This window comes from Limosilactobacillus panis, assembly GCF_019797825.1.
In the GTDB taxonomy this organism is placed as follows: Bacteria; Bacillota; Bacilli; order Lactobacillales; family Lactobacillaceae; genus Limosilactobacillus; species Limosilactobacillus panis_A.
Genome location: NZ_CP081855.1, coordinates 1,615,585 through 1,641,879, shown reverse-complemented (window position 1 = coordinate 1,641,879; position 26,295 = coordinate 1,615,585). Strand labels below are relative to the sequence as shown.

Sequence of the window (26,295 nt, the reverse complement as noted above, 5' to 3'; positions counted from 1 at the left end):
TGACTTCTTTTAATTTTATAGGTTGTCACCACGTTCGAATTGGAACTTGGAGTTTAATAGTGTTTGCCGAACTAAACTGGTGGTTAGCTTGCGGCCTTCTTCAGTAACGTGCTTGGCACTTTCCATGTTGGCCTGCGTCAGGTAGTTAATCAGGTCATCGCCACGTTTGCCCTTGGCACCCGCGGTGATTTTGTCTACCCGGCCAACACCGTAGCTTTGGGCGTCGTCGCGAAAGGCGTTTACTTCGTTGATGAATTCGTGGTAGCGTGGTTCAACGATTACCTCAAGCATCTTGTACATCCAGTAGGCACTCTTTTCCGGTTGGACATCCTGGGTTGCGTAAGCGTAGTTGGCAGGGGTGTCATTGATATTGGTAAAGAATGGGACATACGGGCTGTAGCAGTAGAAGCCAAAGTTGATCCACTGAATTGCTGCGTACTCGGCCGGGACATCATTCCGAATTTGCATGATGCACGAACTCTGGTTCCGGTCTAAAGCGATGGAACGGAACCGCTTTTGCTCGTCAGGCGTACCACTGGAGTAGGTGCCCATTGGGTCAAATGGGGTTTGGTTATAGTGGGAAGAAAGGAAGTATTCAACGTCTTCGATTGCAATCTTCTTCTCCGGCTTCCGAATGAACGGCATGTCTTGACTAGTTGGCTCCTGATCAATAGAAGGGTTGAACAGCTTCTGCCCATACCAGGTCCGTGGGGTATTGTAGTAAGCATCCGCTTCGTTTTCCGTAGCAAAAATCTTCCGGAAGTTGAACTTGCCGGGATATGGGTTCAAGTGGTGGTCCTCAACAAACTTTTCAATTCCCTTGGCGTACATGAAGTTATTGGGATCATCGAAGCTGATTTCCTGGATACACATGTTGTTCGGGGCAATTGCATAACAGTCGTCTGGAATCCGTTGGGCAACCCATTGGTGCCCACCAGCTGTTTCAAAGTACCAAACTTCGTCCTTGTCAGAGAAAGCAATTCCGTTAGTCTCCCCCGTTCCATACTTTTCAATTAAACTGCCTAAGCGCTTAACCCCTTCACGGGCGGACTTGATAAATGGCAGGACGAGGTAGAGCATTGAGTCCTCATTTACCCCATTCTTAACAAGTGGGTCGTGGCCAAGAACACGGGGGTTCGTGTTCTCCGTTTCTGTTGAACTCATTGCAACATTGAATTCATTGATTCCTTGTTCATCCCACCGGCCAATTGCGGGGTCTCCATTTGGGGTCGCGGTGAAGCGGCAGCCCTTGCCACTCATCGTTACCTTTAGGCCGTTATAAGCGGATGTATATTCTTCGCCGGTGTAATCCTTAGCGGGAAAGACCCGAAACGTCTTGGGGTTAACCCCGTCTTCACCATCTTCATCACGGGCAATAATTGTTGAGCCATCGATTGTGGCGTTCTTACCAACGAGCATGGCTGTACAGCTGGATAACTCTTTTTTCATCTTGGTCACAATTCCTTTCATAAATAATAACAATTCACTTACCATTAATAATAACACTTTAAATTAAGTGGATAACTAGTTGATAAAAAATGCTATTTAGGAAAGTAGTGAATTTAGAAAGATTAAATCCTTCTTTTTTGACTTTTGTTTTAGGATAGCCAAAATAATTATTTACAAATTAAAGATTAGTAGTAACATAGTTATTGGAAGTTAATAGCAAATTGGCATACTGTTTGCTGTTAAGAGAACCTAGAGAGGGGAATACTAATGTTTGAAATTAAGCCAAAGAAGTTCAAGAAGATCCTCGTTGGTGTCGATGATGCACCAGATGCCCGGGCAGCTTTTTCATATGCTGTTGATAAGGCTAAGCGGGACGGTTCCGAATTAGGAATTGTTTCTATTTTGGAAACTGGTCACATTAATGTTTACCAAATTCTCGATAAGGACTATGTTCATAGTAGTGAATCTGAATTAAAAAAGCGGGTTAACGAATACGTTCAAGCTGCCATTAATTACGGTGTTGACCCGAAGAAGATTACGGGAATTGTTGACCATGGTGAACGTCCAGCTGAACGGATTTGCAACCATGTTATTCCTGCTTTCCAACCGGACCTGTTGATTATTGGTTCAATTGGTAAGTGGGGGAACCGGAAAGCGGTTGGATCTCAAGCTTCGTACATGACACGTTATGCGGGAACTTCAGTATTCGTTATTCGGACAACTGCAGTACAAACTTATGAATAAACCCAATAAGGGCTCATGATTAAGAAAAGCGATAGTCAATTGGCTATCGCTTTTTACATCTAGTGCGCCCGGCATGGGTATTAGCTAGGTGGTGAAAGTCCACTATGGGCCGTAGTAGTCGGAACCATGAGCCGAGGACAAGGGTGTCCGCTGTGAGGTGGAATCTGAAGGAAGTCTAAGGCAAAGTGCTGCACCGATGAACAAGAAGTAGCTATAAGGCTGAGAGTAACTGGATAAGGTTGCTAGACAAACTAAAGTCCAATACTACTCGAAGTTGCTTTCAGTAAAGCTAACGGTGACATGGTACGAAAGTTAATATTCTTACCCGGGGAGATCTGACCTACACGTTTCCGACAAGAGGAATGAATGAAATTCCACAGAAGCAAGCATAGCAGTGATGTTGTGTTGAGTAAGCCAGAAGTCAGCCGAGGTCATAGTAGTCTAATTAATTAGATGAAGGACCGAACGACAATAACTTATAACTTATATCGGAGGTGTAATCAGGTGCGACAATCGCAGAAAACAGAACCACAAGCTGACCGCTTGTCGAGGATAGGTTTGGAAAACCGAAAGTACACAAGGGCGCGTAGTACCGATTATGGTGAAGGTAAAGGTATGAGTGTCACTATCCAAGACCAAGTCTTGGACCGCAATAACCTGAACCAGGCTTATTTGCGAGTTAAGAGAAATAAAGGAGCAGCGGGCATTGATGATATGACTGTCGATGGCCTCCTGCAATATCTTAGAGAAAATAAAACGGAGTTAATCACCAACCTACGTGAAGGCAATTATAAGCCAGTACCGGTTAAACGAGTGGAAATTCCCAAGCCCAACGGTGGAGTGAGAAAACTAGGGATACCAACGGTAGTGGACCGCATGGTCCAACAAGCAGTTGCCCAAGTGCTCACGCCAATCTTTGAGCGTATTTTCTCGGATAATAGTTTTGGCTTTCGCCCTCATCGTGGAGCCCAAGACGCAATCGCAAAGGTAGTTAAACTATATAATCAGGGATATCGAAGAGTAGTCGACTTAGACCTGAAGGCCTATTTCGATAACGTCAACCATGATTTGATGATTAAGTACCTCCAACAATATATTAATGACCCATGGACGCTAAGACTTATCCGCAAGTTTTTGACTAGCGGGGTCTTAGATCATGGGCTTTTCGCTAGGAGTGACAAAGGAACGCCGCAAGGTGGACCATTATCACCATTACTGGCGAATATTTACCTAAATGAGTTGGATAAAGAGTTGACCAGACGTGGCCATCACTTTGTACGCTATGCGGATGATTGTAATATTTATGTTAAAAGTCAACGGGCGGGAGAACGAGTAATGCGCAGTATTACCCATTTTCTCGAAAAGCAATTGAAGGTTAAAGTTAATCCAGATAAAACTAAAGTTGGTAGTCCCCTAAGATTGAAGTTTCTTGGCTTTTCACTAGGTGTAGACCGTAACGGTGCCTATGCCCGACCGGCCAAGCAATCACAAAAGCGAGTTAAGCAAGCACTAAAGCTGTTAACAAAGCGCAATCGGGGAGTATCCATTGAGCAAATGTTTGAGGAAATTCATCGCAAAATGCGGGGTTGGCTTCAATATTACTCAATTGGGAAACTGACTGGCTTTATTCAACGACTTGACCAGTGGTTAAGGGCGCGAATAAGGCAATATATCTGGAAGCAATGGAAGAAATTCAAAACTAAGATTACTAACTTACAAAGGCTCGGATTGTCTTATCGTGATGCATATGTCTTCGCTAGTACCCGTAAGGGCTACTGGCGAACGCACACAGTAAGACTTTGAGTTATTCTCTAACAAATAGAAAACTGGAGCACCTTGGACTAATAAATATGTCCAAGACGCTCCAGTCAATTCAAAGTGATTAAGTTGTCGAACCGCCGTATACGGAACCGTACGTACGGTGGTGTGAGAGGTCGGTAATTGAACTAATCAATTACCTCCTACTCGATTATTTGACTTTTAACGATTCTAATCTGCAAAGCATAAATTCAATAAAACATTTGAAGATATCAATTATTATGTTATAATGATTCTAAACTGGCACGAAGGAGGAAGAAATATGCCAAAGAAAAAGATGTCATTAGCTCAGAAGGTCAATGTCCTCCGTGCAAGTGTAATGGGAGCTAATGATGGCATTATTTCAGTTGCCGGAATTGTTATCGGTGTTGCTGCAGCGACGAGTAATGCCTATTCAATTTTGATTTCTGGACTATCGGGTAGTCTTGCGGGGATGATTTCCATGTGTATGGGAGAATACGTTTCTGTGTCCACCCAAAAGGATTCACAAAAGATGGCGTTAATTAGCGAACGGCAACGGCTTGACGACCAGTACCAACAAGAATTTAATTATGTTCAAAAAAAGTATGAAGCGCAAGATATTGATCCAAAGCTAGCTCACCAAGCAACCACTGAATTAATGAAAAAAGATTCGCTTGGGACGGCTGTTCAAGAACGGTATGGCTTTAATCCCCAGGACTTTACTAGCCCATATGCAGCAGCCATTGCTTCTTTCATATCGTTTCCAACCGGGTCGATTCTACCAATGGTGGCGGTAACGATGGCGCCTGCCAATGTCCGGATAATTGCTACCATGGTGGCGGTTTTAATTGCGTTGCTGATTACCGGTTACTTTGCGGCAGTCCTCGGAAAGTCGAACCGCGTTAAGTCAATGATTAGAAACGCCGCTGCTGGCCTGCTCACGATGGGTGTTACTTTCGTGATTGGTCAGTTATTTGCACGTTAGGGGGATGATTTTTGATGGAAATGTGGAAAAAGCGTCAAAAGCAAACGATGGAAGAAAAACTGAATACCCTCCGTGCCGGTGTTTTAGGTTCTAATGACGGTATTTTAACGGTTGTTGGGGTCCTGGTTTCCGTGGCCGCCGCAACGACAGACCGTTTTACAATTTTCATTGCTGGTTTATCAGATCTGCTTGCCTGTGCCTTTTCGATGGCCTCTGGGGAATATGCCTCCGTTTCTACCCAAAAGGATACCGAAAAATCTGCGGTTGCCCATGAAGAAAAATTATTGAAGACCGATTTTGAAGGCGAACTGGCCGCCGTTCAAAAGTACTACGTTGATAAAGGAGTTAGTCCCGAAACCTCAATGGCCATTGCTCGTGATCTATTAAAGAAGAAGCCGCTTGAAACAGTTGTCCGGGTTAAGTATGATATCGAGTTAGGGCACTACCTGAACCCGTGGGACGCCGCTTTTTCGTCTTTATTCTCGGCTGCTGCGGGGGGACTTTTCCCGCTGATGGCAATGACTTTTGCCCCCGAAGCCGACAAGTGGATTGCCGTTATTCTGGCGGTTATTTTAACAAGTGCTCTAACAGCGTTTATCAGTTCAAAGCTCGGTAACGGTTTAGTCAAGATTGCGGTTATTCGAAACATTATCATTGGGTTGATTACAATTACCATCCACTACGGTGTCGGTAAGTTGTTCTAAAATAAATTAGTATTTATACCTATACAAAAAAGCTGGGAGAAAACAATGGTTTCTCGCCAGCTTCTTTTGTAATTAGATTTATTTGTTAATGTGATGATCATTGATCATTTCCCGTTCGTCAGCAACGGTGTTAAAGAGCTCTTCGCCTTTGCCACGGCTACACTCTGCTTGGAGAGTGATGTGGCAAATTCCATACTTTTCGCGTAAAAGCTTTTCCACCTGGGAGTAAATCTGTTCAATCTGACTGAGGGGCTTATCCTCGCAGTTGAGGTGGGCAGAAAAGATGATGTGGTGTTCATCAATCATCCACGCATGGACGTGGTGAACGGCATCGACGCCGTCAATGCTTGTCAGGTCTTTAGCAATCGCCTCGTAGTCGAGGTCGGGCGACGACTGCATCAGAATCCGAATGGTCTGGTTGATAATTGGCAGTGATTCGTAAGCAATGTAAATAGCAACCGCAATAGTTAGGAGTGGGTCTAACCACGGAACGTTGACAAAGATCAAGATGATTCCGCCGATGATAACGGCAACCGACGAAAGGGCGTCACTCAGAACGTGGAGGTAGGTTGCCTTGACGTTTAAATTGTCATGACTGCCGGAATGAAGGAGGGCGGCGGATAGGAAGTTGGCGACAAGCCCGACAATGGCGACAACCATCATAATTGTCCCGTTAATGTGTTGGGGATGACTTAACCGTTGGATGGCCTCACCAATTAAGAAGATGACAATAATTACCAATAAGAGACTGTTGGTAAGGGCTGAGAGGATTTCCGCCCGCCGGTAACCATACGTACTTTTCCGGGTTTCTGGCCGGCCACCGATTTGCTGCGCAAAATAACCTAAAATGATGGAAAAGGAATCGCCCATATTGTGGAAGGCGTCGGAAAGCAGGGCTAGACTACCAGAAATCAGCCCCCCGATAATTTCAACGACTGTGATTAAGACATTTAGCAGGGTAACGGCTAGGAAACGTTGCCCCGTGATTCTCTCTTTCATTATTACTGAATGCTCCTCTGCATATTGATTGCAATTTTTAATAATATTGTATTAAAATGAATGATTGTAGCTAACGAAAAAGTTAGGCAATCCAAACTACTCGGTTTTATATTATGCTATAATCGTAATATATTCAATATCGAGTTATTGTGTTATGACCGTTCGAAGGCCAAAAAATTTATTGAGAGGTGAACTAGATTGACTCCAATGAAGGAAGATTACTTGAAAATCATCTTTGAGCTCGGCGGTAGTCATAAGAAAGTTTCCAACAAGGAAATTTCATTAGGATTAGGAATTGCTGCTGGTTCAGTGACCGAAATGATTTCCAAGTTGGCCGACGAGGGGCTCGTTGTTCACGAACCATACGCCGGAATTTCATTGACAGCAAAGGGCCAAAAGTATGCGGCAGAATTAGTGCGAAAGCACCGGCTATGGGAAACATTCTTAGTGGATAAGTTAAATTACAACTTTGCGGATGTTCACTCAGAAGCAGAAATTCTGGAGCACCAGACGAGCGATCGATTGGCAACCGCCTTAGATGACTATTTACAGCACCCCAAACACTGCCCCCACGGTGGGGTTATTCCTTCAGCTAACGGCAAGTTCCCTGACGTCAGTCACCGCTTATTAGCTGATGCCGAGGATGGTGAAGAGGTCGAATTAGAGCGCTTCTTAGATAATCACGAGCTGTTGACTTACCTAGAAGAACTGCAACTGCGTCCTTCCGAAACAGTCAAGGTTATCCGTCACGAACCGTTCGAGGGACCAATTGTCATTGAAAAGGATGGCAGTGACAAGGAAATCAACGTGTCCTACAAGGCGGCCCATAATATTTTTATTAAATAAGGAGAATTCAAGCGAGGGAGGCAATTGTCTTTCCCGCTTGTTTTTTTAACAAAGCGCTGCGCGAGTAAATTGACTTGTGGTATACTCAAAATAATTGCTAAAAATTAAAATTAGGAGTAATCATATATGTTTATTGAACGCGATAATCATCGCTGGCGTCGATTTGCATTTAGTGGAGGCTTCTTTATCATCTTATTGCTATTGATCAAGTTTAATTCTTCGGTAGCAACGATGATGGACGCCGTCCTGCAATCACTTTTCACCAGCCAGCGCCTTGAAGGCATCGGCTGGTTCCACGCCTTGATGACCTTCTTGTCGTTTATTGCTAGCCCGAAGATGGATATCATCTGGGTGATCATCATTGCCGTTTTTCTATGGTTGAGGCAATGTAAGATTCCCGCAATTTGGTCGGTCTGCACGTTGATCGGTGGGGACTTCTTTGGCGGGGTCTTTAAGCACATTGTTAAGCGGGCCCGACCTGCGCAGCATCTCCCAACTGATGACGGTTATAGTTTCCCAAGTGGTCATACTTTAGGAATCTTTTTGATTGCGGCAATTCTCTTATTAGTGGTTTTGCCGTTGATCCAGCGGCGGTCGGTGCGGACTATTTGCCAGATCTTATTAGTATTTGCTATTTTCTTCTTGGCAATTTCGCGAGTTTACCTGTACGCCCACTGGCCTTTCGATACGATTGGGGCAATGTTGCTGGCGTATGCATGGCTCCAGGTTGCTGAATGGCTGTACGTTGCTTGGGCGCCGCGCCTGCAACGGATTCCAATGTTAGAAGATTCGATTATTTAATGAAACAAGAAAAGAGCTGTGACCTAGTTACAACTCCTTTTTTATTGCCCGGGAAATATTCATGATAGAGACAAAGAGACTAATAGTTAAACCACTGATTACCGATAATGACCACCAGGTTGCCCAGGTGCTGGCTGATCCAGAGTTATTGGACGCTGCCCATATCAGCTTCACGTCATTACCGGCAAGCAGCTTTGAGATTAAAATGTTTTTACAAGCGGTCCAAGTGTTTGGTATTTATCAGAAGGAGGACCCAACTAAATTGTTAGGCCTCATTACCGCCGACCAGACTAACCCGACGCTTTTAACCAATGAATGTGAGATTGGTTACCTTGAACGTCGGTCCGTATGGGGGCAGGGGGTCATGACCGAGGCCTTGCGGGGTTTCTTGGATGGGACCCCACTGGCAATCGTGGCCACCACCGATGAAGACAATGAGCGCTCCCAGCACGTCTTGAAAAATTCTGGTTTTCGGCTAACTGGCCGGGAAGGTAAGCGGTTAATCTGGCGAAGGCCCGCTTGCACTCGGAGTTAATCAGAGTATAATATTTTACAAAATGGAGAGGTTGCGTTTTTCAATAGTAGCCGCTGTGAGGTGAATAAGCACTGGACCAGTGAGTGGAAGGGAAAAACGCCGAAACAGGCTGGAACTTATTTTTCAGTTTGTTGGGTCATGGCTTAAGAGGTCATGGACTGTCGCGGATTTACCGCGGGGCGCTTCCGACGAGTGATTCAATAATTAAGAAGTTAATTGAGTCTGCTAACGGGATGAGCCGTTAGCAGACTTTTTAATTACCCTCTTCAAAATCTGTTTGTTTGGAGGATTTATTTAATGGCAGAAGAGACACAGAACCAGCATTCGACTGGCCACATTAAACGAACATTAAAGACTCGGCACCTGTCAATGATTGCCCTTGGGGGAACCATTGGGACCGGGCTATTTATCACTAGTGGTTCGGCAATTTCGACGGCCGGACCTGGTGGAGCTCTAACGGCTTATGTCATCATGGGAATCATGGTTTTCTTCTTGATGACTAGTCTTGGTGAGATGGCAACCTATATGCCGCTAACGGGATCGTTCTCTGCATACTCAACGAAGTTTGTGGACCCAGCTCTCGGTTTTGCGATGGGGTGGAATTACTGGTTTAACTGGGCGATTACCATCCCGGTTGACGTCACCAGTGCCGGAATTGTGATGAATTTCTGGCTACCCCACGTTCCTAGCTGGGTATTCAGCACCATCGTCTTAGCCCTGATCTTTTTGATTAACTGGTTGTCGGTTCGTTCCTATGGAGAAACGGAATACTGGCTGGCCCTTGTAAAGGTCATTACCGTTATTTTCTTCCTGGTTGTTGGAATTGCAATTATTTTTGGAATCATGGGCGGTAAGCCAGTGGGCCTTTCAAACTTCCATTACAAGCAGGCCCCATTTGTTGGTGGGGTTCCCGCCATTATTAGCGTGTTCCTGGTTGCCGGGTTCTCTTTCCAGGGGACGGAACTGGTCGGTATTACGGCCGGGGAAGCGGCAACGCCTGAGAAGTCGATTTCTAAGGCCATCCATTCTACCTTCTGGCGGATCCTGCTATTCTACATCTTGGCAATCTTTGTCATTGCCTGTGTATTGCCGTACACTAACAAGAACCTGATGAACTCAAACGTTCAAAATATTACGATGAGTCCGTTCACGATTATCTTCAAGCGGGCTGGTTTAGCAGTAGCGGCCAGCATCATGAACGCGGTTATCTTAACCGCCGTTATTTCTGCCGCCAACTCAGGGCTCTATGCCTCAACCCGGATGCTGTATTCTCAGGCCCGGGAGGGATACGCATGGCGCTTTCTTGGCTACGTTAACCGGCGGGGAATCCCAATTTATGCCTTGGTATTTACCATGGTTATTTCAACCTTGGCCTTTGCTACCCAGTTCATTGTTCCCCAGGCCTACGTATACCTGACGGACGCCTCTGGTTTGTGTGGCTTTATTGCCTGGCTGGGAATCGCCATCTCGCACTTCCGCTTCCGCCGGGCTTACATTGCCCAGGGTCACTCGGTTAACGAACTGAAGTACCACGCCACCCTGTACCCATTTGGGCCGATCTTCGCTTTTATCCTGTGCATCATCGTTATTTGTGGGCAAAACGTTGATGCCTTTGCGAAGCTTGATTGGTCCAATATCCTGATTACCTACATGAGTGTGCCACTGTTCTTGATCTTGTTCTTCTACTACAAGATTCGTTACCGGACACACATTATCCCGTTAGATAAGATGGACCTGAGCAAGAGCACCAAGGGTGAAAAGTATGAAGGTTAGTCGATAATATTGTTTTAAGGTCTTCCCGAAGTTTCCCGGGGAGATTTTTTTTTACGAGAAATTAGTTCTTAATCCTGTTGTCGATTTCTTATCGATGGTAGAATAGTAAGCGTGTCTTTTAACAGATCATAACGAAAGGAACAGGATAATGATTGCTTTAGCAGGAACAATTGGTGCTGGTAAGACCAGCCTGACACAGTTACTGGCGGACCACTTACACAGCCAGGCCTTTTACGAGTCAGTCGACGACAACAAGATTTTGCCACTTTTCTATAAGAACCCCAAGAAATACGGCTTTCTGTTACAGATTTACTTTTTAAACAAGCGGATTGATGAGATTAAGGAATCTTATAGCAACAACCTCAACGTCTTGGACCGGTCAATCTTTGAGGATGCCCTATTGTTTAAGCTGAACGCTGATATGGGACGGGCAACGCAAACTGAGTCGGACATTTATAGCTCACTGTTGGCTAACATGATGGAAGAACTTCCTGAGCAGCCCCACCAAAAGGCGCCTAACCTGTTGATCACGATTCAGGTTTCTTTTGATACGATGCTCAAGCGGATTAAGAAACGGGGACGGTCTTATGAGCAGATTGCTAACGATCCGTCGCTCTATAACTACTACAAGAACTTAAATGAGCGCTACCAAGAATGGTATAAACAGTATGATCAGAGCCCTAAGATGTTGATTGATGGGGACAAGTACGACTTTGTGGAGAACCCGCACGCAGCCAAGAAAGTGCTCCAGATGATTGATCAAAAGTTGGTAGACTTAAATTTAAAATAAATGTTTGACAATTATCAGAATGGATGATATATTAATTAAGCTGGCTTGTTCGGTTAGCTTGATTTTTTGGAGGATTAGCTCAGTTGGGAGAGCATCTGCCTTACAAGCAGAGGGTCACAGGTTCGAGCCCTGTATCCTCCATATGCGGATGTGGCGGAATTGGCAGACGCGCAAGATTTAGGATCTTGTATCTTTTGATGTAAGGGTTCAAGTCCCTTCATCCGCATTAATATTATTTGAAAAAAGGTGTTGACATTCTTCACCGGTTCATGTAGTATTAATAATCGTTGATAGCAATTAAATAGCTCATAATTATGCGGAAGTAGTTCAGTGGTAGAACATCACCTTGCCATGGTGGGGGTCGCGGGTTCGAATCCCGTCTTCCGCTTTTCTTGCACCCATAGCGCAATTGGATAGAGTGTCTGACTACGAATCAGAAGGTTGAAGGTTCGACTCCTTCTGGGTGCATAAAGGTTAAGCGTAACGGCTACCAACGGGGTAGGTGTTGCGCTTATTTTTTCGGAAATTAGCTCAGTTTGGTAGAGCGCTGCGTTCGGGACGCAGAGGTCGCAAGTTCGAATCTTGTATTTCCGACTACTAAGATAAGAGGCTGGGAAAAAACTCCTAGTCCAAAGCAAAAACCGGATGATGAATTTTTTGAACAATTCATCATCCGGTTTTTATGTACACAGGAAATCGTTCCTGATATGATGTAATTACCACAAAACAACCCAAAGGAGCGATTTTCATGTATCAAAATTATACCATAGGACAAACCGAATTCGTACTAAGCTATAACTATGATTTACCACAAAATCATATTGCGCGGCTAATTAGTGATTTTGTCGACTCGATTCCACAAAATGTGCTATTAGAAGATTCAGGAGCGGCTACCGGCCGCCCTTCATCGCATCCAGCAATTATGCTTAAGATTCTCTTGTTTGCCTACGCACGTCAAACTTATTCTGGAAGAAAGATTGAAATGATGTTGGATGAGAACCTGCCAATGCGTTGGTTAGCTCATGATTATGCTTATAGCTACCATACCATTAATAACTTTCGACGCAGTCAGCACGCTAGTAAGCTAATTAAACATGCCTTTGTTTACTTTACCATGGCTTTGAAAGATCACGGACTAATTCAAAATGATGCAGTTTTTATCGATGGGACCAAGGTAGAAGCCGATGCCAATAAATATTCATTTACTTGGCGACGGGCAGTTGAAAAGTATCACGCTAAGTTAAGAGAAAAGACGAGTAAGCTTTATGAGGAACTAGTAGAAAAACAAGTGGTGCAAGAAATGGCACCCGAGCTGGTTACTTCTGCCGAAGGCATGGAAGTAATGGAACAAGAACTTGCGGAGAAAATCACTAAGTTAGATGAAGAGATTAAGCAAGAACCAAAAATCATCAAAGGTGGTTCAGTTAGAAAACGGCGCCGTCGTTTTCTAAAAAAACTTCGCCATCAATTAAGCAACGACCTAATTCCGCGTGCCAAAAAGTATGAACGTGCCGAAGATATCTTCCAAGGTCGTAATAGCTATTCCAAGACTGATCATGATGCGACTTTTATGTGTATGAAGGAAGATCCGATGATGAATCGGGAGTTAAAGCCCGGCTATAACCTGCAAATCGCTACACATAAGCAATTTGTCCTTGATTACGGGCTCTTTTCAAATCCAACTGACACCAGGACCTTAGTGCCATTCCTTACCCAGTTTCATGCTTTAGATTTCTTTAAGCATATCGTTGCCGATGCCGGTTATGGTAGTGAGTACAATTACACAATGATTCTTGATCAGTTTGAAAAGCAGCCTGTTATTCCATACACAACTTATCAAAAGGAACAGAAACATAAATTTAAAAACGATCCAACTAAATCACAAAATTGGCAGTATAATGCCGAAGATGATTACTACATCGATCATTTAGGAGTTCGCTTTAGCTTTTATCGGTATAGTAGGCGAACCGATAAATATGGTTTCGAACGTGATTTCAAACTCTACCGAGCGGATAAGCACCAACTGTCAGAACAATTGGATGAGTTGGCAAAAACACCAAGTGGTCGGCAACGCTATATGCAGGTTAACCCAACGTGGAATTATTACAAGGCTAAAGTAAAAGCAACCCTCTCAAGTGACGAAGGCAAGGCAATTTATCGTCGACGAAAGTTCGACGTTGAGCCAGTCTTTGGTCACATGAAGAGGGATTTTGGCATACGCCGAACTCATCTACGCGGACAACGGGCTGTGGAAAATGACATTGGGCTAGCCTTGATGGCATTAAATCTAACGAAATTTGGTCAATCAATTAGTCGATTGGCGACTAATTTTATAAATAATTTAAAATCCGGACTATGATTTTTGAATCGATCAAAAATTATAGTCCGGATTTTACTGTTAGAGAACCAAGAATTAATAGTTAATTCCCAGCCTCTTATTTTACTTTTCAAACGTTATAAAGTAATCGCGGGGCAAAACTGCCCGATGGCTTGTATCATGCCATACAATGCTTGGTTCTATAAAGGCGCTCTTAAATTTTTTAATAACGTATCAGATAACATTTAATAAGTAACTGGGATGAGGAAATGAGACTGTTTTTCCATCCTTTTTTAATTGGGTAAAGATTATACAGATAAAATAATTAGCTTCTTATATTTTTAGGAAAACGATACACTTATTAATAATTATGGCTTGACATCGCTTACATAAGATAATATATTATTTGGTGTAACGATAAACCAATTTTCCTAATATTTTGATAAATAATGTAAAAAGGATGTTATGCAAATGAACTACTTTATTGGCGTTGATGTTGGAACAACTTCAACCAAGGCTGTTCTTTATGATGAACATGCAAGAGTATTAGACCATTTTAATGAAAGTTATTCACTTTATCGGGATAGCAGTGGAATGGCCGAACAAGATCCTGAAGCAATACTTAATGCTGTTGAAAAGGTCATTCACGATGCTGGAGCAAAGATTGATTTTGTAAACGATAAATTGTTAGCGGTTTCTTTCTCTAGCGCTAACCAAAGTGTCATCTTGCTCGATCAACATTTTCGACCACTCTCGCGTGTAATTACGTGGGCGGATACCCGAGCACAAGCAGTTGCCAATCACCTTAAACGTAGTCCGGAGGGACAGCAGTTATATATAAAGACCGGAACACCAATTCATCCAATGTCACCACTAACCAAAATAATGTGGCTTAACCAAGCGCAACCAGAAAAAGTCGCAAACACCGCCTATTTTGGTGATATTAAGTCTTATCTTTTCTATCAATTCTTTGGCTCATTTAAGGTTGATGTTTCAATTGCCTCCTGTACAGGGATGATGAATATCAATACCATGAGCTGGGATGAGCAGGCACTAGCCCTTACTAAGGTTAAAGAAAGCCAGTTGCCAGCCATTGTTAACGGGACAACCCAGGTATCTGGTTTAACAGATAAGGCCCAAGAAAAGATGGGAATTCCATCAGATACCCCATTTGTTTATGGTGCTTTTGACGGGGCCCTTTCAAATTTGGGAGTTGGGGCAATTAGAAAAGACACCGTTGCAATTACTATTGGAACATCGGCTGGGGTTCGCGTTGTTACTAATCATCCCGTAATCGATCCCCAGCAACGCCTCTTTTGCTATGCAGTCGATAATGACCTTTGGGTGGTCGGTGGTCCCCTTAACAACGGCGGCGATGTTTACCAATGGGCTGTTGAGCATTTGGTTGATGCTAATGCCGTTAAAAATGAGAATGTTGATCCCTACACCCTCGCTAATCATGTTATTGAAGGGGTTCCGGCTGGCGCACATGGACTTATTTTTCATCCTTTCCTTGGTGGCGAACGGGCACCATTGTGGAACGCAAATGCACGAGGGAGCTTCTTCGGCCTTTCACAACTACACACCCGTGCTGATATGCTACGGTCTGTAATGGAGGGGATCTGCATGAATATTGCAACTGTATTTCAAGCCGTTCGTGACCTTGTTGGTGAACCAGCCAGCGTTACTGCTACTGGCGGCTTTGCCCGGGCAGAAGTTTGGCGGCAAATGCTTGCAGATGTCCTTAATTGTCCAGTTAATATTCCTAATTCATTTGAATCTGGCTGCTTAGGAGCAATCACCATGGCAATGAAGAGTCTCGGAATCGTTAATAGTCTTAACGTTGTTCAAAACTTTGTCGGTGATATTAGTTCGTACCAACCTCAGGAAAGTGCCGTTCACGTTTATCAACAATACCTACCACTATTTCAACAGGTTGAAGGATTATTGACTCCAGCCTATTCAACAATTGCTGAGCTTCAACAAGAATCTACCCACTAGGAGGGTTAACTTATGCCATTACTAATTGTCTTGATCGGTGTTGCCTTATTAATTTTTATGATTGTTAAATTAAAACTCAACACTTTTGTTTCTTTAGTTATCACTTCATTTATCGTTGCCCTTTTACTCGGGTTGCCACTTGCTAAGATTCCGGCAACTATCGAAACCGGAATCGGTGGTCAACTTGGTCACCTTGCCATTATTTTTGGCTTTGGGTCGATGCTTGGGAAACTTGTTTCTGATGCTGGTGGCGGTTACCGGATTGCAACAACCCTTATTGATAAGTTTGGCCGGCGGTGGATTCAGGTTGCTGTTATCCTTGCTTCATTCATCATCGGGTTGGCGCTGTTCTTTGAGGTTGGCTTAGTGGTTGTTCTTCCAATTATCTTTATTATTGCCCGTGAGCTTGATATGCCACTGATGTACCTTGGAATCCCGATGGCTGCGACCTTGAACGTTACTCACGCCTTCTTACCACCACACCCGGCACCAACAGCAATCTCTGGTATTCTTGGCGCTAATCTTGGCCATGTTCTTTTGCTGGGGATCATTGCCGCAATTCCGACAATTATAATTGCTGGACCAGTATTTAACTGGTTTCTTCATAAGGCCTATCCTAAAGTTTATCGAAAGGATATCGATATTTCGGTTATTGGTGAATATAAAGAATTCAATATTGATGAGACTCCTAAATTCGGAATCTCTGTTTTAACAGCGATGATGCCCGTTATCTTAATTGCTGTTGCCACTATTTGTTCATTTATTTTTCCAAAGAGCAACTCAATCAATGAATTCATTCAATTCATCGGTGCTCCAGACCTTGCCATGCTTCTTTCACTGATTTTTGCAATTTTTACAATGGGGCTTTGGCGAAACAAGGGCATGAGTGAAATCTCTAATTCCATGGTTACGTCAATTAAGCAAATTTCTGTAATGCTCTTGATTATCGGTGGTGGTGGTGCCTTTAAACAAGTCCTTGTCGACGGGGGGATTTCTAAATATATTTCAACCCTTTTTGCACAAACAAATATTTCGCCAATCCTTGCAGCATGGCTCATTACTGCAATCCTTCGGGTATCGTTAGGATCATCTACAGTTGCTGCGATGACTGCCGCCGGTTTAGTCGCTCCAATGGCACATCAGTTTGGCTCTAATTCCGCGATGGCTGCTCTGATGGTCCTAGCTGTTGGTGCTGGTTCCGTCTTTTGTGATCATGTTAATGATGCTGGCTTTTGGATGATCAAAGAATACTTTGGTCTCTCACTAAAGGAAACCCTTCTTTCTTGGTCAACTTTAACTTCTGTCTTAGCGCTTGCTGGATTAGCTGCTGTATACACAATTTCACTATTTGTTTAATACTTTAAGTATATACTTACGTAGGTCTTGAGAGGGCTAGAAATAGTTTTATAAAGAAATCCTTCGCAAGGAAAAGATGCTGTAAGAATTGTATTTCGGGGTAATTCCTTAAACCGTAAAAGATTATTTCTACTTTCGTTATTTTAAATCTTCTATTAGCGTATAATATGAATATAATGACCCTTTACAGTTGAAATGAGGGTGAGAAAAGACTTTATTTTCTCACCCTCATTATTAGTTCTCGAATGGTTATACAATAATTGTGATGGAAAATTAGGTTAACGCACTTCATATATCCATTTTGTGAATATTTACTGGCTTTCGTTTGAGACTCATTCGGATGATAGCGAATAACCATTTTGTCATCCATCCTTTACTTACTTTTTTCGAGAAATCAATGACTTTATTACTACAGTGTGAATAAATCGATAGTAAAATGATAAGAAGTCACAAAGGTCTAAATATCAAGCGCAACTAAGGAAGATGACAATGACACAACATATTACAATTACAGAAGTCGCTAAAGCTGCTGGCGTTTCAGTAACTACCGTTTCGCGGATTCTTAATGGTCACTATGAAAAGATGCGGCCAGCAACTCGAAGACGAGTTGAGAAAACAATTCGAAACCTTAATTTTGTTCCCACAGCATCAGCCCAGCGTCTTCGGCAGACACAAAGTTATGTAATTGGTATCCTGGTTGGAGATATTTCCAATCCCTTTTCATCCCTTCTTGCCAAGGGAATTGATGATGTGTTGCAGGGGGCAGGGTATGATATCTTGTTAATGAATACTAGCAACTCAATTGATACTGAAGCACGAGCATTAGAACGACTATATCAGCAACGGGTTGATGGAATCATTGTCCAACCAGATTCACGCCAGTTTTCGCAGTATGAATTAGCGATAAAGAATAAGCTGCCGCTTGTTGTTGTTGACCGGGAAGTTGATGACCAACCCCAAACTATTGGGAAGGTGACCAGTGCTAACCGAGATGCTTGTTACCGATTAGGGAGAATTCTTAGTCAGCGTGGCTATAATAATATCTTGACTATTAGCGCCCACTATGCTGAAGCATCAGGCCAAATCCCGCGAATTGCTGGCCTTAAACTAGCGGCGGAAGATAATGGTTTAAGTTATCATAATATTGAAACACGTGGTCATAACAGGCGATGGTTAGCTAAAACATTCTTTAAACAATTTAATGCTTTGGGTGGTCGTACAGCTGTTGTATCACTAATGGGCCCTGTCCTTTTCGACCTACTCAGTATTTTTAAGGACCTTAATCTGACATTTCCCACAGATTTAGGCCTCGTTAGCTTTGATGATTGGGAATGGTCACAGTATGTCGGTGATGGGATTTTCCTTCTAAAGCAAGATATGGAGCTGATGGGGAACATTGCCGCTAATAAACTCCTTACCCAAATAAAAAAAGGGGATAATACCAGTTCAACCACTTTTCTTCCTGTTGAGATTGTTGCACGTCATTCACTTTAGGGTATAAATATACTTTGCTTAGGCAATTAGGTATTAAGGAACGCTAACTAGGTTTATTGGCTCTTTATTCAACATTAATAAAAAAGGACATTCAGTGGTGCTACTTTTTTAATTTGACAACAGAATGTTGATTTAAGAACTTCAAGTTTATAGTGACGGCGGATTATTATAAATAAGGTAGATTCAACATGCATAACTTAATTTTTCTTACAGATTTAACAGGAACTAACTTAGACCCCTATGTGCGGCTCAATGAAGCGCAGCTTTTTCACGCTCGGGAACCTCAACCGGGCTTATTCATTGCGGAAAGCCCTAAAGTAATTGAGCGTGCCTTGCGGGCCGGCTACCGGCCGGCTTCGCTTTTGGTGGAAAAAAAGGATTTGACACGTGATTTAGCCGACTTGGACCATGAAATGGCGGTCAATAAAACAACGGGACTCGGTCAGACACCAATTTATGTCGCTAGCAGTGACCTTCTTCGTCAGTTGTCCGGCTATAATCTTTTGCGGGGTGCGCTTGCAGCAATGTATCGGGTAAAACGGCCTTGTCTAGCCGAGTTTTTGACCAAGATGCCACCCATTCATCCCCGGATTGCGGTTCTTGAAAGCGTGGTTAATCCAACCAATATTGGGGCAATCTTTCGTTCAGCAGCGGCACTGGGGATAGATGGAGTAATTGTAACTAGTGATTCTGCCGATCCGTTTTATCGGCGTGCTTCTCGCGTAGCAATGGGAACTGTTTTCCAAGTACCGTGGACCTATATAGATGCTAAGTCCTGGCAAGCCGAAAGGGTTAGCATCCTTCATCACTTTGGCTACCAAACGGCTGCGATGGCATTACGTCATAATACTGTTAGTATTGATGATCCCCAGCTGGCTAAGGTAGATAAACTTGCAATCGTTCTTGGTTCGGAAGGCCCCGGATTAAGAGAGAAGACAATTATGCAGAGTGATTTTACAATTAAAATTCCGATGGCTCCGGGGGTCGACTCTTTAAATGTTGCCGCTGCCTCAGCCTTAGCTTTCTGGGAGCTGGGGAATCAAAAGGCCCGGTAGTTGCTATATTGAGTAGACCGGTGATGTGGTCCTAAGTCTTTCGTACGTTAGAATTAAAAAGCGTTCGAATTGAAATAAAAGCGGGATTCTGTATTCTATGTCGGCCACCAATTAAGTAAGCAAATCTTTGTACCCAGCAAATAATATAAGATACACTAGGCCTAATTAATTGAGGAGGGATTAGTATGAAGAAGTATGACGAAATCTTAATTGGCTCTGGCCCCGCTGCTTATAAAATGGCCAACCTATTGGCAAGAACTAGTCATAAGGTATTAGTGATTGAGGGCTTTGAATATGGGGGGACTTGCCCTAACTATGGTTGTGAACCGAAGATTTTCCTTGAAGGAGCAGTCCGAACTGTCCTGCAATCTCAACAGCTTCTTAATCATGGTATCGGTCAGCCGGCACAGCTAGATTGGCAAGCGCTGATGCGGACTAAACTGGCACGTTTTAATCCGTGGCCAGCTGAGACGCGGGAAATTATTAAGCGTAATCACGATATTGAGGATGGCTATGCCCACTTTGTTGATGACCATACCATTATGGTCAATGGTTACCAATATCAGGCTAATCACATTATTATTGCTACAGGGCAAGCACCGAATATTCTCGACATCCCTGGGAAGAAATATTTGCACACGAGTTACGACCTGCTATCCCTTAAGCAACTTCCCAAGCGCATTGCTGTTATTGGAGCAGGTTTTGTCGGCCTTGAATTAGCAACCCTGGTCGCTGCAGCTGGAGCTGATGTAACCGTGATTGTTCATTCTGACCGGGTTCTCCGTGAATTTACTGCGGTTGAGGATCGGGCACTGGTTGAAGCAATGCAAGACCGGGGAATCCAATTTAGATTTAATACTGTCACTAAAGCGGTTAGTCAAACCGCGGCTGGCTTGAAAATTGTCACCAACCAGGGGTCCGTTAAAACTGACTATATTCTTGATGCCACGGGACGGCACCCAAATGTTGAAAGACTAGCGTTAGCAAACACCGGAATTGAACATGATCGCCACGGGATTAAAGTTGATGAGCACTTGATGACGAGTGTCGATGGCGTTTACGCCATTGGGGATGTCGTGAGCCGTAAGCAGCCGAAGTTAACCCCAGTAGCTGAATTTGAGGGTCACTACCTCTTTGACTACTTAACTGGTAAGACTAGCCAGGAAATAGTTTACCCAACAATTGGGCAGGCAGCCTTTACCTTTCCCGAAGTTGCCCGGGTGGGAGTTAATGCTGATGATGTCGCTGATAATGCTGACTATCGGGTCAAAATGGTTCCCCTCAAATACGGGAGCTTATACGCCGGACAAAATGACCAGGTTAGCACCTTAACACTGGTATTTAAGGGCCAGCAACTAGTGGGTGTAAGCGAAATTGGCGATTATGCGGCCGATGATATTAATAACTTTTTGCCAATTATCGGCTTGAAAATCAGCGGGGAAGAATACCGGAAGAGAATACTAGCAATTTATCCGACCCTTGGCGACAAGGTGGCGGGACTATTACCCTAGTTTGTGATATGAAAAAAAGAGGTTAAACATGCAAGACATCTTAGTAAAATTAAAAACAGAAAATGACTTATCGAGGTATGCTCTTGACGAGGTCAAAGACGAGATTGCTAAGTTTGGCAGCATAAGTCCTCAATTTGTTCACACCCTTGATGGCCTAAGACGTCTTTCTGGAAACGCTGCCCAGTATGGTGTCAACGCTACTAAAACGGTGCCGTCAGTTTTAAAAGGCAAGCGGATTGCTTTTCTGGGGAGCTCCGTGACCTTTGGCTATGGTGCCCTTGGCGAATCCTTCGTCGATTATTTAGCCAAAAGGGATGGCATACTGGCGATTAAGGAGGCGGTCTCTGGAACAACGTTAGTAGACCAAAACACCTTCTTCCCCCATGATTCCTATGTTGCCCGTCTGCGCAGTATCGACAAGGCAGCAAAACTGGATGCCTTCGTCTTACAGCTATCTACAAATGACGCTAAAAAGGCCCCTAATCTGCTTGGTAAGATTAGTTGTAGTGATCAGTACGATGTTAAAACAATTACAGGAGCCATTGAATATATTCTCAATTATGTAAGAGTATGTTGGCACGTCCCAGTATTTATATACACTAATCCCTGCTTTGATAACGAACTTTATGCGCAAATGGTTAACCGTCTCTTTGAGCTGCAGGCCAAATGGCATTTTACAATCATTGACCTTTACCATAATGAGGAAGTACCGCATGGTGAGGCTTCACTATACATGGCTGATTCAATTCATCCAACCCGCGCCGGTTACCAGCAAAAATGGTTACCAATTTTTGAAGAAGCGTTAGGGAGAATTTGCTAATTCGAAAAGAAAGGGTGGATAATGATTGACAGCGATGCGGTAGCGCTGGACGACTTCATAGATTTAATGTAGAAGGAAGAAGGAATATGCCACGAAATTTATAATTGCTCCAGACTCTTTTAAAGGCGGCCTGACCGCTAAAGAAGCCGCCAAGGCAATGGCTAGGGGGATCAAAAGAGTTTATCCAGATGCTGAATACGTTTTAGTCCCTATGGCTGATGGTGGTGAAGGGACGGTCCAGTCCCTGGTTGACGCTACTGCAGGAAAACTGGTTACCGCAAAAGTTCATAACCCCCTTAATCATTTAGTTGATGCGGACTATGGATTACTTGGGGATGGCGAGACAGCGGTTATTGAAATGGCGGCCGCGAGCGGGATTCAGTTTATCAATGCTAAAACAGCGAATCCCCTTGTTACAACCACCTATGGTACGGGTGAACTGATCCTTAATGCTATTAAACGGGGAGCCAAGAAAATTATTATTGGAATTGGTGGGAGCGCAACCGTCGATGGTGGTGCCGGGATGGCCCAGGCTCTTGGTGCCCGACTCCTGAAAGCTGACGGACAACCAATTGGGTTTGGTGGTGGGGCGCTAGCTGAACTAGCGCAGATCGATACTTCACAGGTTGATCCACGTATCGCTAAAGCAACAATTGCGATTGCCTCAGACGTCACGAACCCATTGACTGGTCCCAAGGGCACCGCGCCTATTTTCGGCCCCCAAAAAGGAGCAACTCCGGAAATGGTAAAAATTCTTGATCGAAACCTTCACCACTATGCCGAAGTGATTACCAGAAGGACCGGTCAATCAGTTGAGAAGCTCGCCGGGGCCGGAGCAGCTGGTGGACTTGGGGCAGGACTGTTAGTGTTTACCAATGCTCAGATGCAGCATGGCGTAGATTTGGTAATTGCCGCTACAAAATTAAAAGAAAAAAGCTGCTGATGCTGATTTTGTTTTTACCGGTGAAGGGGGGATTGACTTCCAGACCAAATTTGGCAAGACCCCCTATGGCGTTGCAAAGGCATGCAAGAGTGTTGCCCCCAAAGCACCGGTGATTGTCTTAGCTGGTAATATCGGTAGGGGGGGTAATAGCCTTTATACGACAGGTGCAATTGATGCGATTTTTGCAACTCCTGCTGGCGCGAAGTCATTAAAACAGGCTCTTTGTGATGCCCCTAATGATATTGCCCAAACTGCGGAAAACGTTGCGCGTTTGATTAGGGTAAGTAATTGGCATACACCAATTGAGATCTTCTTGCTTAATCTACGTCACTAAATTCGTTCAAGTTATTTCTTGCAATCTGCCAGATAAATAAAAAGTCCCTTAGTAACCTATCAATTACAGAAATTGAAAAAATTAGGTTACTAAGGGACTTTTAAGCGCTCTGTCAATTAGAGCGACCGCCTTAGAATGACTTCAGTATATCATGTTTTTAAATAACTAGAGCTATTTTCTTAGTTGATTTGTAAACCCGAATTGTCAACTCAAGTGCAACATGGCTATGAAGCTAAATATTGATGAAAACATTGTTGAGCGGTGTGGTAGTGAAGAAGCTTGCGGGGCTTGGACTGCTTGGTAGAGGTAGAGAAGGGATTGCTTAATGGGTTGGCCCTTGGGATAGAATTGACGAAGCAGTCCATTATTGTTTTCATTGCTTCCGCGTTCCCAAGGTGAGTACGGGTGAGCGAAGTAAATCTTGGCATGTCTAATTTTAGCCAATGTAGAGAATTCGGCACCATTATCAAAAGTGATCGAGTTAAACCAGTTTGGATGGTAATTAATCACCTTCTGAAGCTCTTGACGACAGGTTCCTGCTCGGTAATTGGGAATCTTAATGACAATCTCAAAGCGCGTTAAGCGTTCTGTTAGGGTCATCAGGGCTGGTTGATTCTTCCGCCGAACCCCCTTGACTAAATCCCCCCTCCCAATCAAAAGGACGTTGGCGCTGATTAATCTTTTGCGGGCGTTTTTCAATTGAAACTCCCAGCCGCTTCACTGCTTGCCGAGAGTGGGAACGATGGTGCTTTTTTAGATGCCGACTTAGCTTCTGTGGTAAATCAAGATTCTTAATGGCTAACCGTCCCTGGTCAATATAGCGGTAAACAGTTGGCGTTGACGGACAAAACTGGTCAGGAAACTTTAACTTGAACTGGCCAATAAACTCGTCCACACTCATCGCGTTAAATTGGCTGCCCAGCTGTTTGGTTAGGAGCTTAAAGAAGAAATGGCCCCGTCGTTGACCGATGACAGTGAAGCTTTCTGGCGATTGCGGCATTAGGCCAGTTCAGATCATGTAGTGCCTCAATCTGTCTACGCTGCTCACTAGTTAGTTGATGGTAGTGACGAGGAATGTTAGAATCAATCTGAGTCATGAAGATCACCTTTCTTATTTTTTGGTCAATTTAAGTTTAGGTCTTCATGGCCTTTTTGTTTAATTTATGATGTTGCACTTAGATTGTAAATCCGGCTAACTAAAATTAATAAAATTATTCAAAACGGGCTTTAAAAAATAAACTAGTTCTGATATCATAATAATTGTGAAAAGTATAACATGTCTTTGAGAAGGAGATTTTAGCTTATGAAAGCTGCTGTTATTAATGATCCAGTAGATGGGTACGTTACTGTTAAGGATGTCAAGCTTCGTGATTTGAAGCCTGGCGAAGCTTTAGTTGATATGGAATACTGTGGCCTTTGCCACACTGACCTGCACTGTGCTGCCGGTGACTTCGGTAAGAAGCCAGGCCGGATTATTGGCCACGAAGGTGTTGGCCGTGTATCAAAGGTTGCTCCTGGCGTTACTAGTTTGAAGGTTGGGGACCGGGTATCAATCGCTTGGTTCTTCAAGGGCTGTGGCCACTGTGAATACTGCCTGACCGGTCGTGAAACCCTTTGCCGTAACGTCCTGAATGCTGGTTACACAGCTGATGGTGCAATGGCACAACAATGTATCGTTCCAGCTGACTACGCTGTCAAGGTTCCAGAAGGATTAGATCCTGTTGAAGCTACCTCGCTGACTTGTGCCGGTGTTACTATGTACAAGGCACTGAAGGTTGCTGACATCAAACCTGGTCAATGGGTATCAATCGTTGGTGCTGGTGGCCTTGGTAACCTCGGTATCCAATTTGCCCACAACGTCTTTGGTGCTCACGTTATTGCCGTTGATGGTAACCCAGACAAGCTGAAGGCTGCTAAGGAAAATGGTGCTGAAATTTGCATCAACCGTCACGATAACAATGTTGATGAACAAATCCAAGAAAAGGTTGGCGGTGTCCACGCCGCAGTTGTTACTGCTGTTACTACCGCTGCTTTTGACCAAGCTATTAACTCCCTTCGTCCAGACGGCCGCTTAGTTGCGGTTGCCCTTCCACAAGGTGACATGAAGTTGAACATTGCTAAGACGGTTCTCGATGGGATTATCGTCGCTGGTTCCTTAGTTGGTACCCGTCAAGACTTGGCTGAATGTTTCCAATTCGGTGCTGAAGGTAAGGTTCACCCAATCGTTCACACCCGGAAGCTTTCTGAAATCAACGATATGATTCAAGAACTGAAGGACAACAAGGTTGTTGGTCGGAATGTTGTTGACTTCTCTCTCGAAAAGTAAGCATCACACTTAACATTGATTAATTTATGATAAGAAAGCGCATAACAACTGAGTGGATTAGACTTAGAACAATGATTGACAGGGCACGGCTCGGTTATTGTTCATATCAGGCTATGAGAGTTGTTATGCGTGACCTTCAAAAGAGACTGGCATTGCCGGTCTCTTTTTGTTTCAAGTGTTTTAAATGGGAAAAAAAGGTGACTTATGATAAAATAATGGTCAAGATTAGTCAATAAATGGAGGGCGGACAAATGGAAAATAAGAGCATTTCGGATGTGATTGAAGCATATTTAAAAGAAATTCTCGGCAACTCTGCACAGATTGAGATTCGGCGGTCAGAGATTGCTAACCATTTTGACGTGGTTCCCTCGCAGATTAACTATGTAATTAAGACTCGGTTTACTATTCAGAACGGTTACCTGGTGAAGAGTAAGCGTGGAGGTGGCGGCTATATCCGGATTGAGCGGGTTAATTTACTTGATAACGTTGACGTGTTAAACTCATTAACCCAAGCAATTGGTGACTCAATCCGGGAACGGGACGCCTTTGCCATTGTCCAGACGCTCTACGACGAAAAAGTAATTACGCGGCGGGAAGGAGACCTGATGTTGGTAGCTCTTTCTAAGCAGACCTTGGACGTTGGTAACACGACAGTTGAGGCTCAACTGAGAGCGAGAGTATTGGTTTCACTGTTAAACCGGTTACGGTATGAAAGTTAGAAGGGATGATTGCT

Annotated in this window: 19 protein-coding genes, 5 tRNA genes, 3 pseudogenes and 1 riboswitch; of the genes and pseudogenes, 24 read left to right on the top strand and 3 right to left on the bottom strand. The window is 43.8% G+C overall.

Annotated elements, in window-relative coordinates; genetic code table 11:
* Positions 1–15: 15 nt before the first annotated feature.
* On the bottom strand, positions 16–1,449 hold the full coding sequence (locus tag KZE55_RS07955) for a C69 family dipeptidase (protein ID WP_222258049.1): 1,434 nt from the start codon (positions 1,447–1,449) through the stop codon (positions 16–18).
* Positions 1,450–1,716: 267 nt separating this feature from the next.
* Here KZE55_RS07955 and KZE55_RS07950 point away from each other — a divergent pair, with 267 nt between their 5' ends.
* The 4 genes and pseudogenes from KZE55_RS07950 to KZE55_RS07935 all read left to right on the top strand — a co-directional run bounded on the left by KZE55_RS07950 (position 1,717) and on the right by KZE55_RS07935 (position 5,661).
* Positions 1,717–2,193 (top strand): universal stress protein, encoded by a 477-nt coding sequence (locus KZE55_RS07950; RefSeq protein ID WP_222258048.1) that lies wholly within the window; start codon positions 1,717–1,719, stop codon positions 2,191–2,193.
* Positions 2,194–2,697: 504 nt separating this feature from the next.
* Positions 2,698–4,079 (top strand): annotated as a pseudogene (gene ltrA, locus KZE55_RS07945) (group II intron reverse transcriptase/maturase).
* A 194-nt stretch (positions 4,080–4,273) separates the two neighbouring features.
* A complete protein-coding gene (locus KZE55_RS07940; RefSeq protein WP_222258047.1) occupies positions 4,274–4,957 on the top strand; it encodes a VIT1/CCC1 transporter family protein in 684 nt (227 codons plus the stop codon).
* A gap of 14 nt (positions 4,958–4,971) precedes the next feature.
* The gene (locus KZE55_RS07935) at positions 4,972–5,661 is read left to right on the top strand and encodes a VIT1/CCC1 transporter family protein (RefSeq protein WP_373842813.1); all 690 of its coding nucleotides are present in this window, start codon (positions 4,972–4,974) and stop codon (positions 5,659–5,661) included.
* A 78-nt stretch (positions 5,662–5,739) separates the two neighbouring features.
* On the opposite strand, the gene KZE55_RS07930 is transcribed toward KZE55_RS07935, so the two are convergent.
* Complete coding sequence (locus KZE55_RS07930) at positions 5,740–6,660, bottom strand: cation diffusion facilitator family transporter (protein ID WP_222258046.1); 921 nt, start codon at positions 6,658–6,660, stop codon at positions 5,740–5,742.
* A 198-nt stretch (positions 6,661–6,858) separates the two neighbouring features.
* On the opposite strand from KZE55_RS07930, the gene KZE55_RS07925 reads away from it, so the two are divergent.
* The 18 genes and pseudogenes from KZE55_RS07925 (at position 6,859) to KZE55_RS07840 (ending at position 23,236) form a co-directional block, all read left to right on the top strand.
* Entirely contained in the window at positions 6,859–7,506 is a 648-nt protein-coding gene (locus KZE55_RS07925; RefSeq protein ID WP_222258045.1) for a metal-dependent transcriptional regulator, read from the top strand.
* 126 nt (positions 7,507–7,632) lie between these two features.
* Entirely contained in the window at positions 7,633–8,307 is a 675-nt protein-coding gene (locus KZE55_RS07920; RefSeq protein ID WP_222258044.1) for a phosphatase PAP2 family protein, read from the top strand.
* Positions 8,308–8,368: 61 nt separating this feature from the next.
* Positions 8,369–8,842 (top strand): GNAT family N-acetyltransferase, encoded by a 474-nt coding sequence (locus tag KZE55_RS07915; protein WP_047768735.1) that lies wholly within the window; start codon positions 8,369–8,371, stop codon positions 8,840–8,842.
* A 17-nt stretch (positions 8,843–8,859) separates the two neighbouring features.
* Positions 8,860–9,035: riboswitch (Lysine riboswitch) on the top strand.
* Between the two features lie 104 nt (positions 9,036–9,139).
* Entirely contained in the window at positions 9,140–10,615 is a 1,476-nt protein-coding gene (locus KZE55_RS07910; protein ID WP_222258043.1) for an amino acid permease, read from the top strand.
* A 148-nt stretch (positions 10,616–10,763) separates the two neighbouring features.
* A complete protein-coding gene (locus KZE55_RS07905; protein WP_222258042.1) occupies positions 10,764–11,405 on the top strand; it encodes a deoxynucleoside kinase in 642 nt (213 codons plus the stop codon).
* Between the two features lie 68 nt (positions 11,406–11,473).
* A tRNA-Val gene (locus KZE55_RS07900) sits at positions 11,474–11,546 on the top strand.
* Between the two features lie 3 nt (positions 11,547–11,549).
* A tRNA-Leu gene (locus KZE55_RS07895) sits at positions 11,550–11,631 on the top strand.
* A gap of 90 nt (positions 11,632–11,721) precedes the next feature.
* Positions 11,722–11,793, top strand: a tRNA-Gly gene (locus tag KZE55_RS07890).
* A gap of 6 nt (positions 11,794–11,799) precedes the next feature.
* A tRNA-Arg gene (locus tag KZE55_RS07885) sits at positions 11,800–11,873 on the top strand.
* A 52-nt stretch (positions 11,874–11,925) separates the two neighbouring features.
* A tRNA-Pro gene (locus KZE55_RS07880) sits at positions 11,926–11,999 on the top strand.
* Between the two features lie 154 nt (positions 12,000–12,153).
* Positions 12,154–13,764, top strand: a complete 1,611-nt coding sequence (locus KZE55_RS07875; RefSeq protein WP_222257689.1) for an IS1182 family transposase — start codon at positions 12,154–12,156, stop codon at positions 13,762–13,764.
* 429 nt (positions 13,765–14,193) lie between these two features.
* Positions 14,194–15,723 carry a gluconokinase gene (locus KZE55_RS07870; protein WP_222258041.1) on the top strand — a complete coding sequence of 510 codons (1,530 nt, stop codon included), beginning with the start codon at positions 14,194–14,196 and terminating at the stop codon, positions 15,721–15,723.
* Positions 15,724–15,735: 12 nt separating this feature from the next.
* Entirely contained in the window at positions 15,736–17,079 is a 1,344-nt protein-coding gene (locus tag KZE55_RS07865) for a gluconate:H+ symporter (protein WP_222258040.1), read from the top strand.
* Between the two features lie 489 nt (positions 17,080–17,568).
* Positions 17,569–18,573, top strand: a complete 1,005-nt coding sequence (locus tag KZE55_RS07860; protein ID WP_222258039.1) for a LacI family DNA-binding transcriptional regulator — start codon at positions 17,569–17,571, stop codon at positions 18,571–18,573.
* Positions 18,574–18,761: 188 nt separating this feature from the next.
* Positions 18,762–19,628: a TrmH family RNA methyltransferase gene (locus tag KZE55_RS07855; protein WP_222258038.1), complete on the top strand. Its 867-nt coding sequence runs from the start codon at positions 18,762–18,764 to the stop codon at positions 19,626–19,628.
* A 185-nt stretch (positions 19,629–19,813) separates the two neighbouring features.
* The gene (locus KZE55_RS07850; protein ID WP_222258037.1) at positions 19,814–21,139 is read left to right on the top strand and encodes a dihydrolipoyl dehydrogenase family protein; all 1,326 of its coding nucleotides are present in this window, start codon (positions 19,814–19,816) and stop codon (positions 21,137–21,139) included.
* A 28-nt stretch (positions 21,140–21,167) separates the two neighbouring features.
* A complete protein-coding gene (locus KZE55_RS07845; RefSeq protein ID WP_222258036.1) occupies positions 21,168–21,959 on the top strand; it encodes an SGNH/GDSL hydrolase family protein in 792 nt (263 codons plus the stop codon).
* Between the two features lie 100 nt (positions 21,960–22,059).
* A pseudogene (locus KZE55_RS07840) lies at positions 22,060–23,236 on the top strand (glycerate kinase family protein).
* A gap of 224 nt (positions 23,237–23,460) precedes the next feature.
* On the opposite strand, the pseudogene KZE55_RS10540 reads toward KZE55_RS07840, so the two are convergent.
* Positions 23,461–24,333 (bottom strand): annotated as a pseudogene (locus tag KZE55_RS10540) (IS30 family transposase).
* A gap of 206 nt (positions 24,334–24,539) precedes the next feature.
* Between KZE55_RS10540 and adhP the strand changes: the two are divergent.
* Both adhP and KZE55_RS07825 read left to right on the top strand, forming a co-directional pair.
* Entirely contained in the window at positions 24,540–25,562 is a 1,023-nt protein-coding gene (gene adhP, locus KZE55_RS07830) for an alcohol dehydrogenase AdhP (RefSeq protein WP_222258035.1), read from the top strand.
* Between the two features lie 251 nt (positions 25,563–25,813).
* Positions 25,814–26,281: a CtsR family transcriptional regulator gene (locus tag KZE55_RS07825; protein WP_222258034.1), complete on the top strand. Its 468-nt coding sequence runs from the start codon at positions 25,814–25,816 to the stop codon at positions 26,279–26,281.
* The last annotated feature ends 14 nt before the right edge of the window (positions 26,282–26,295 follow it).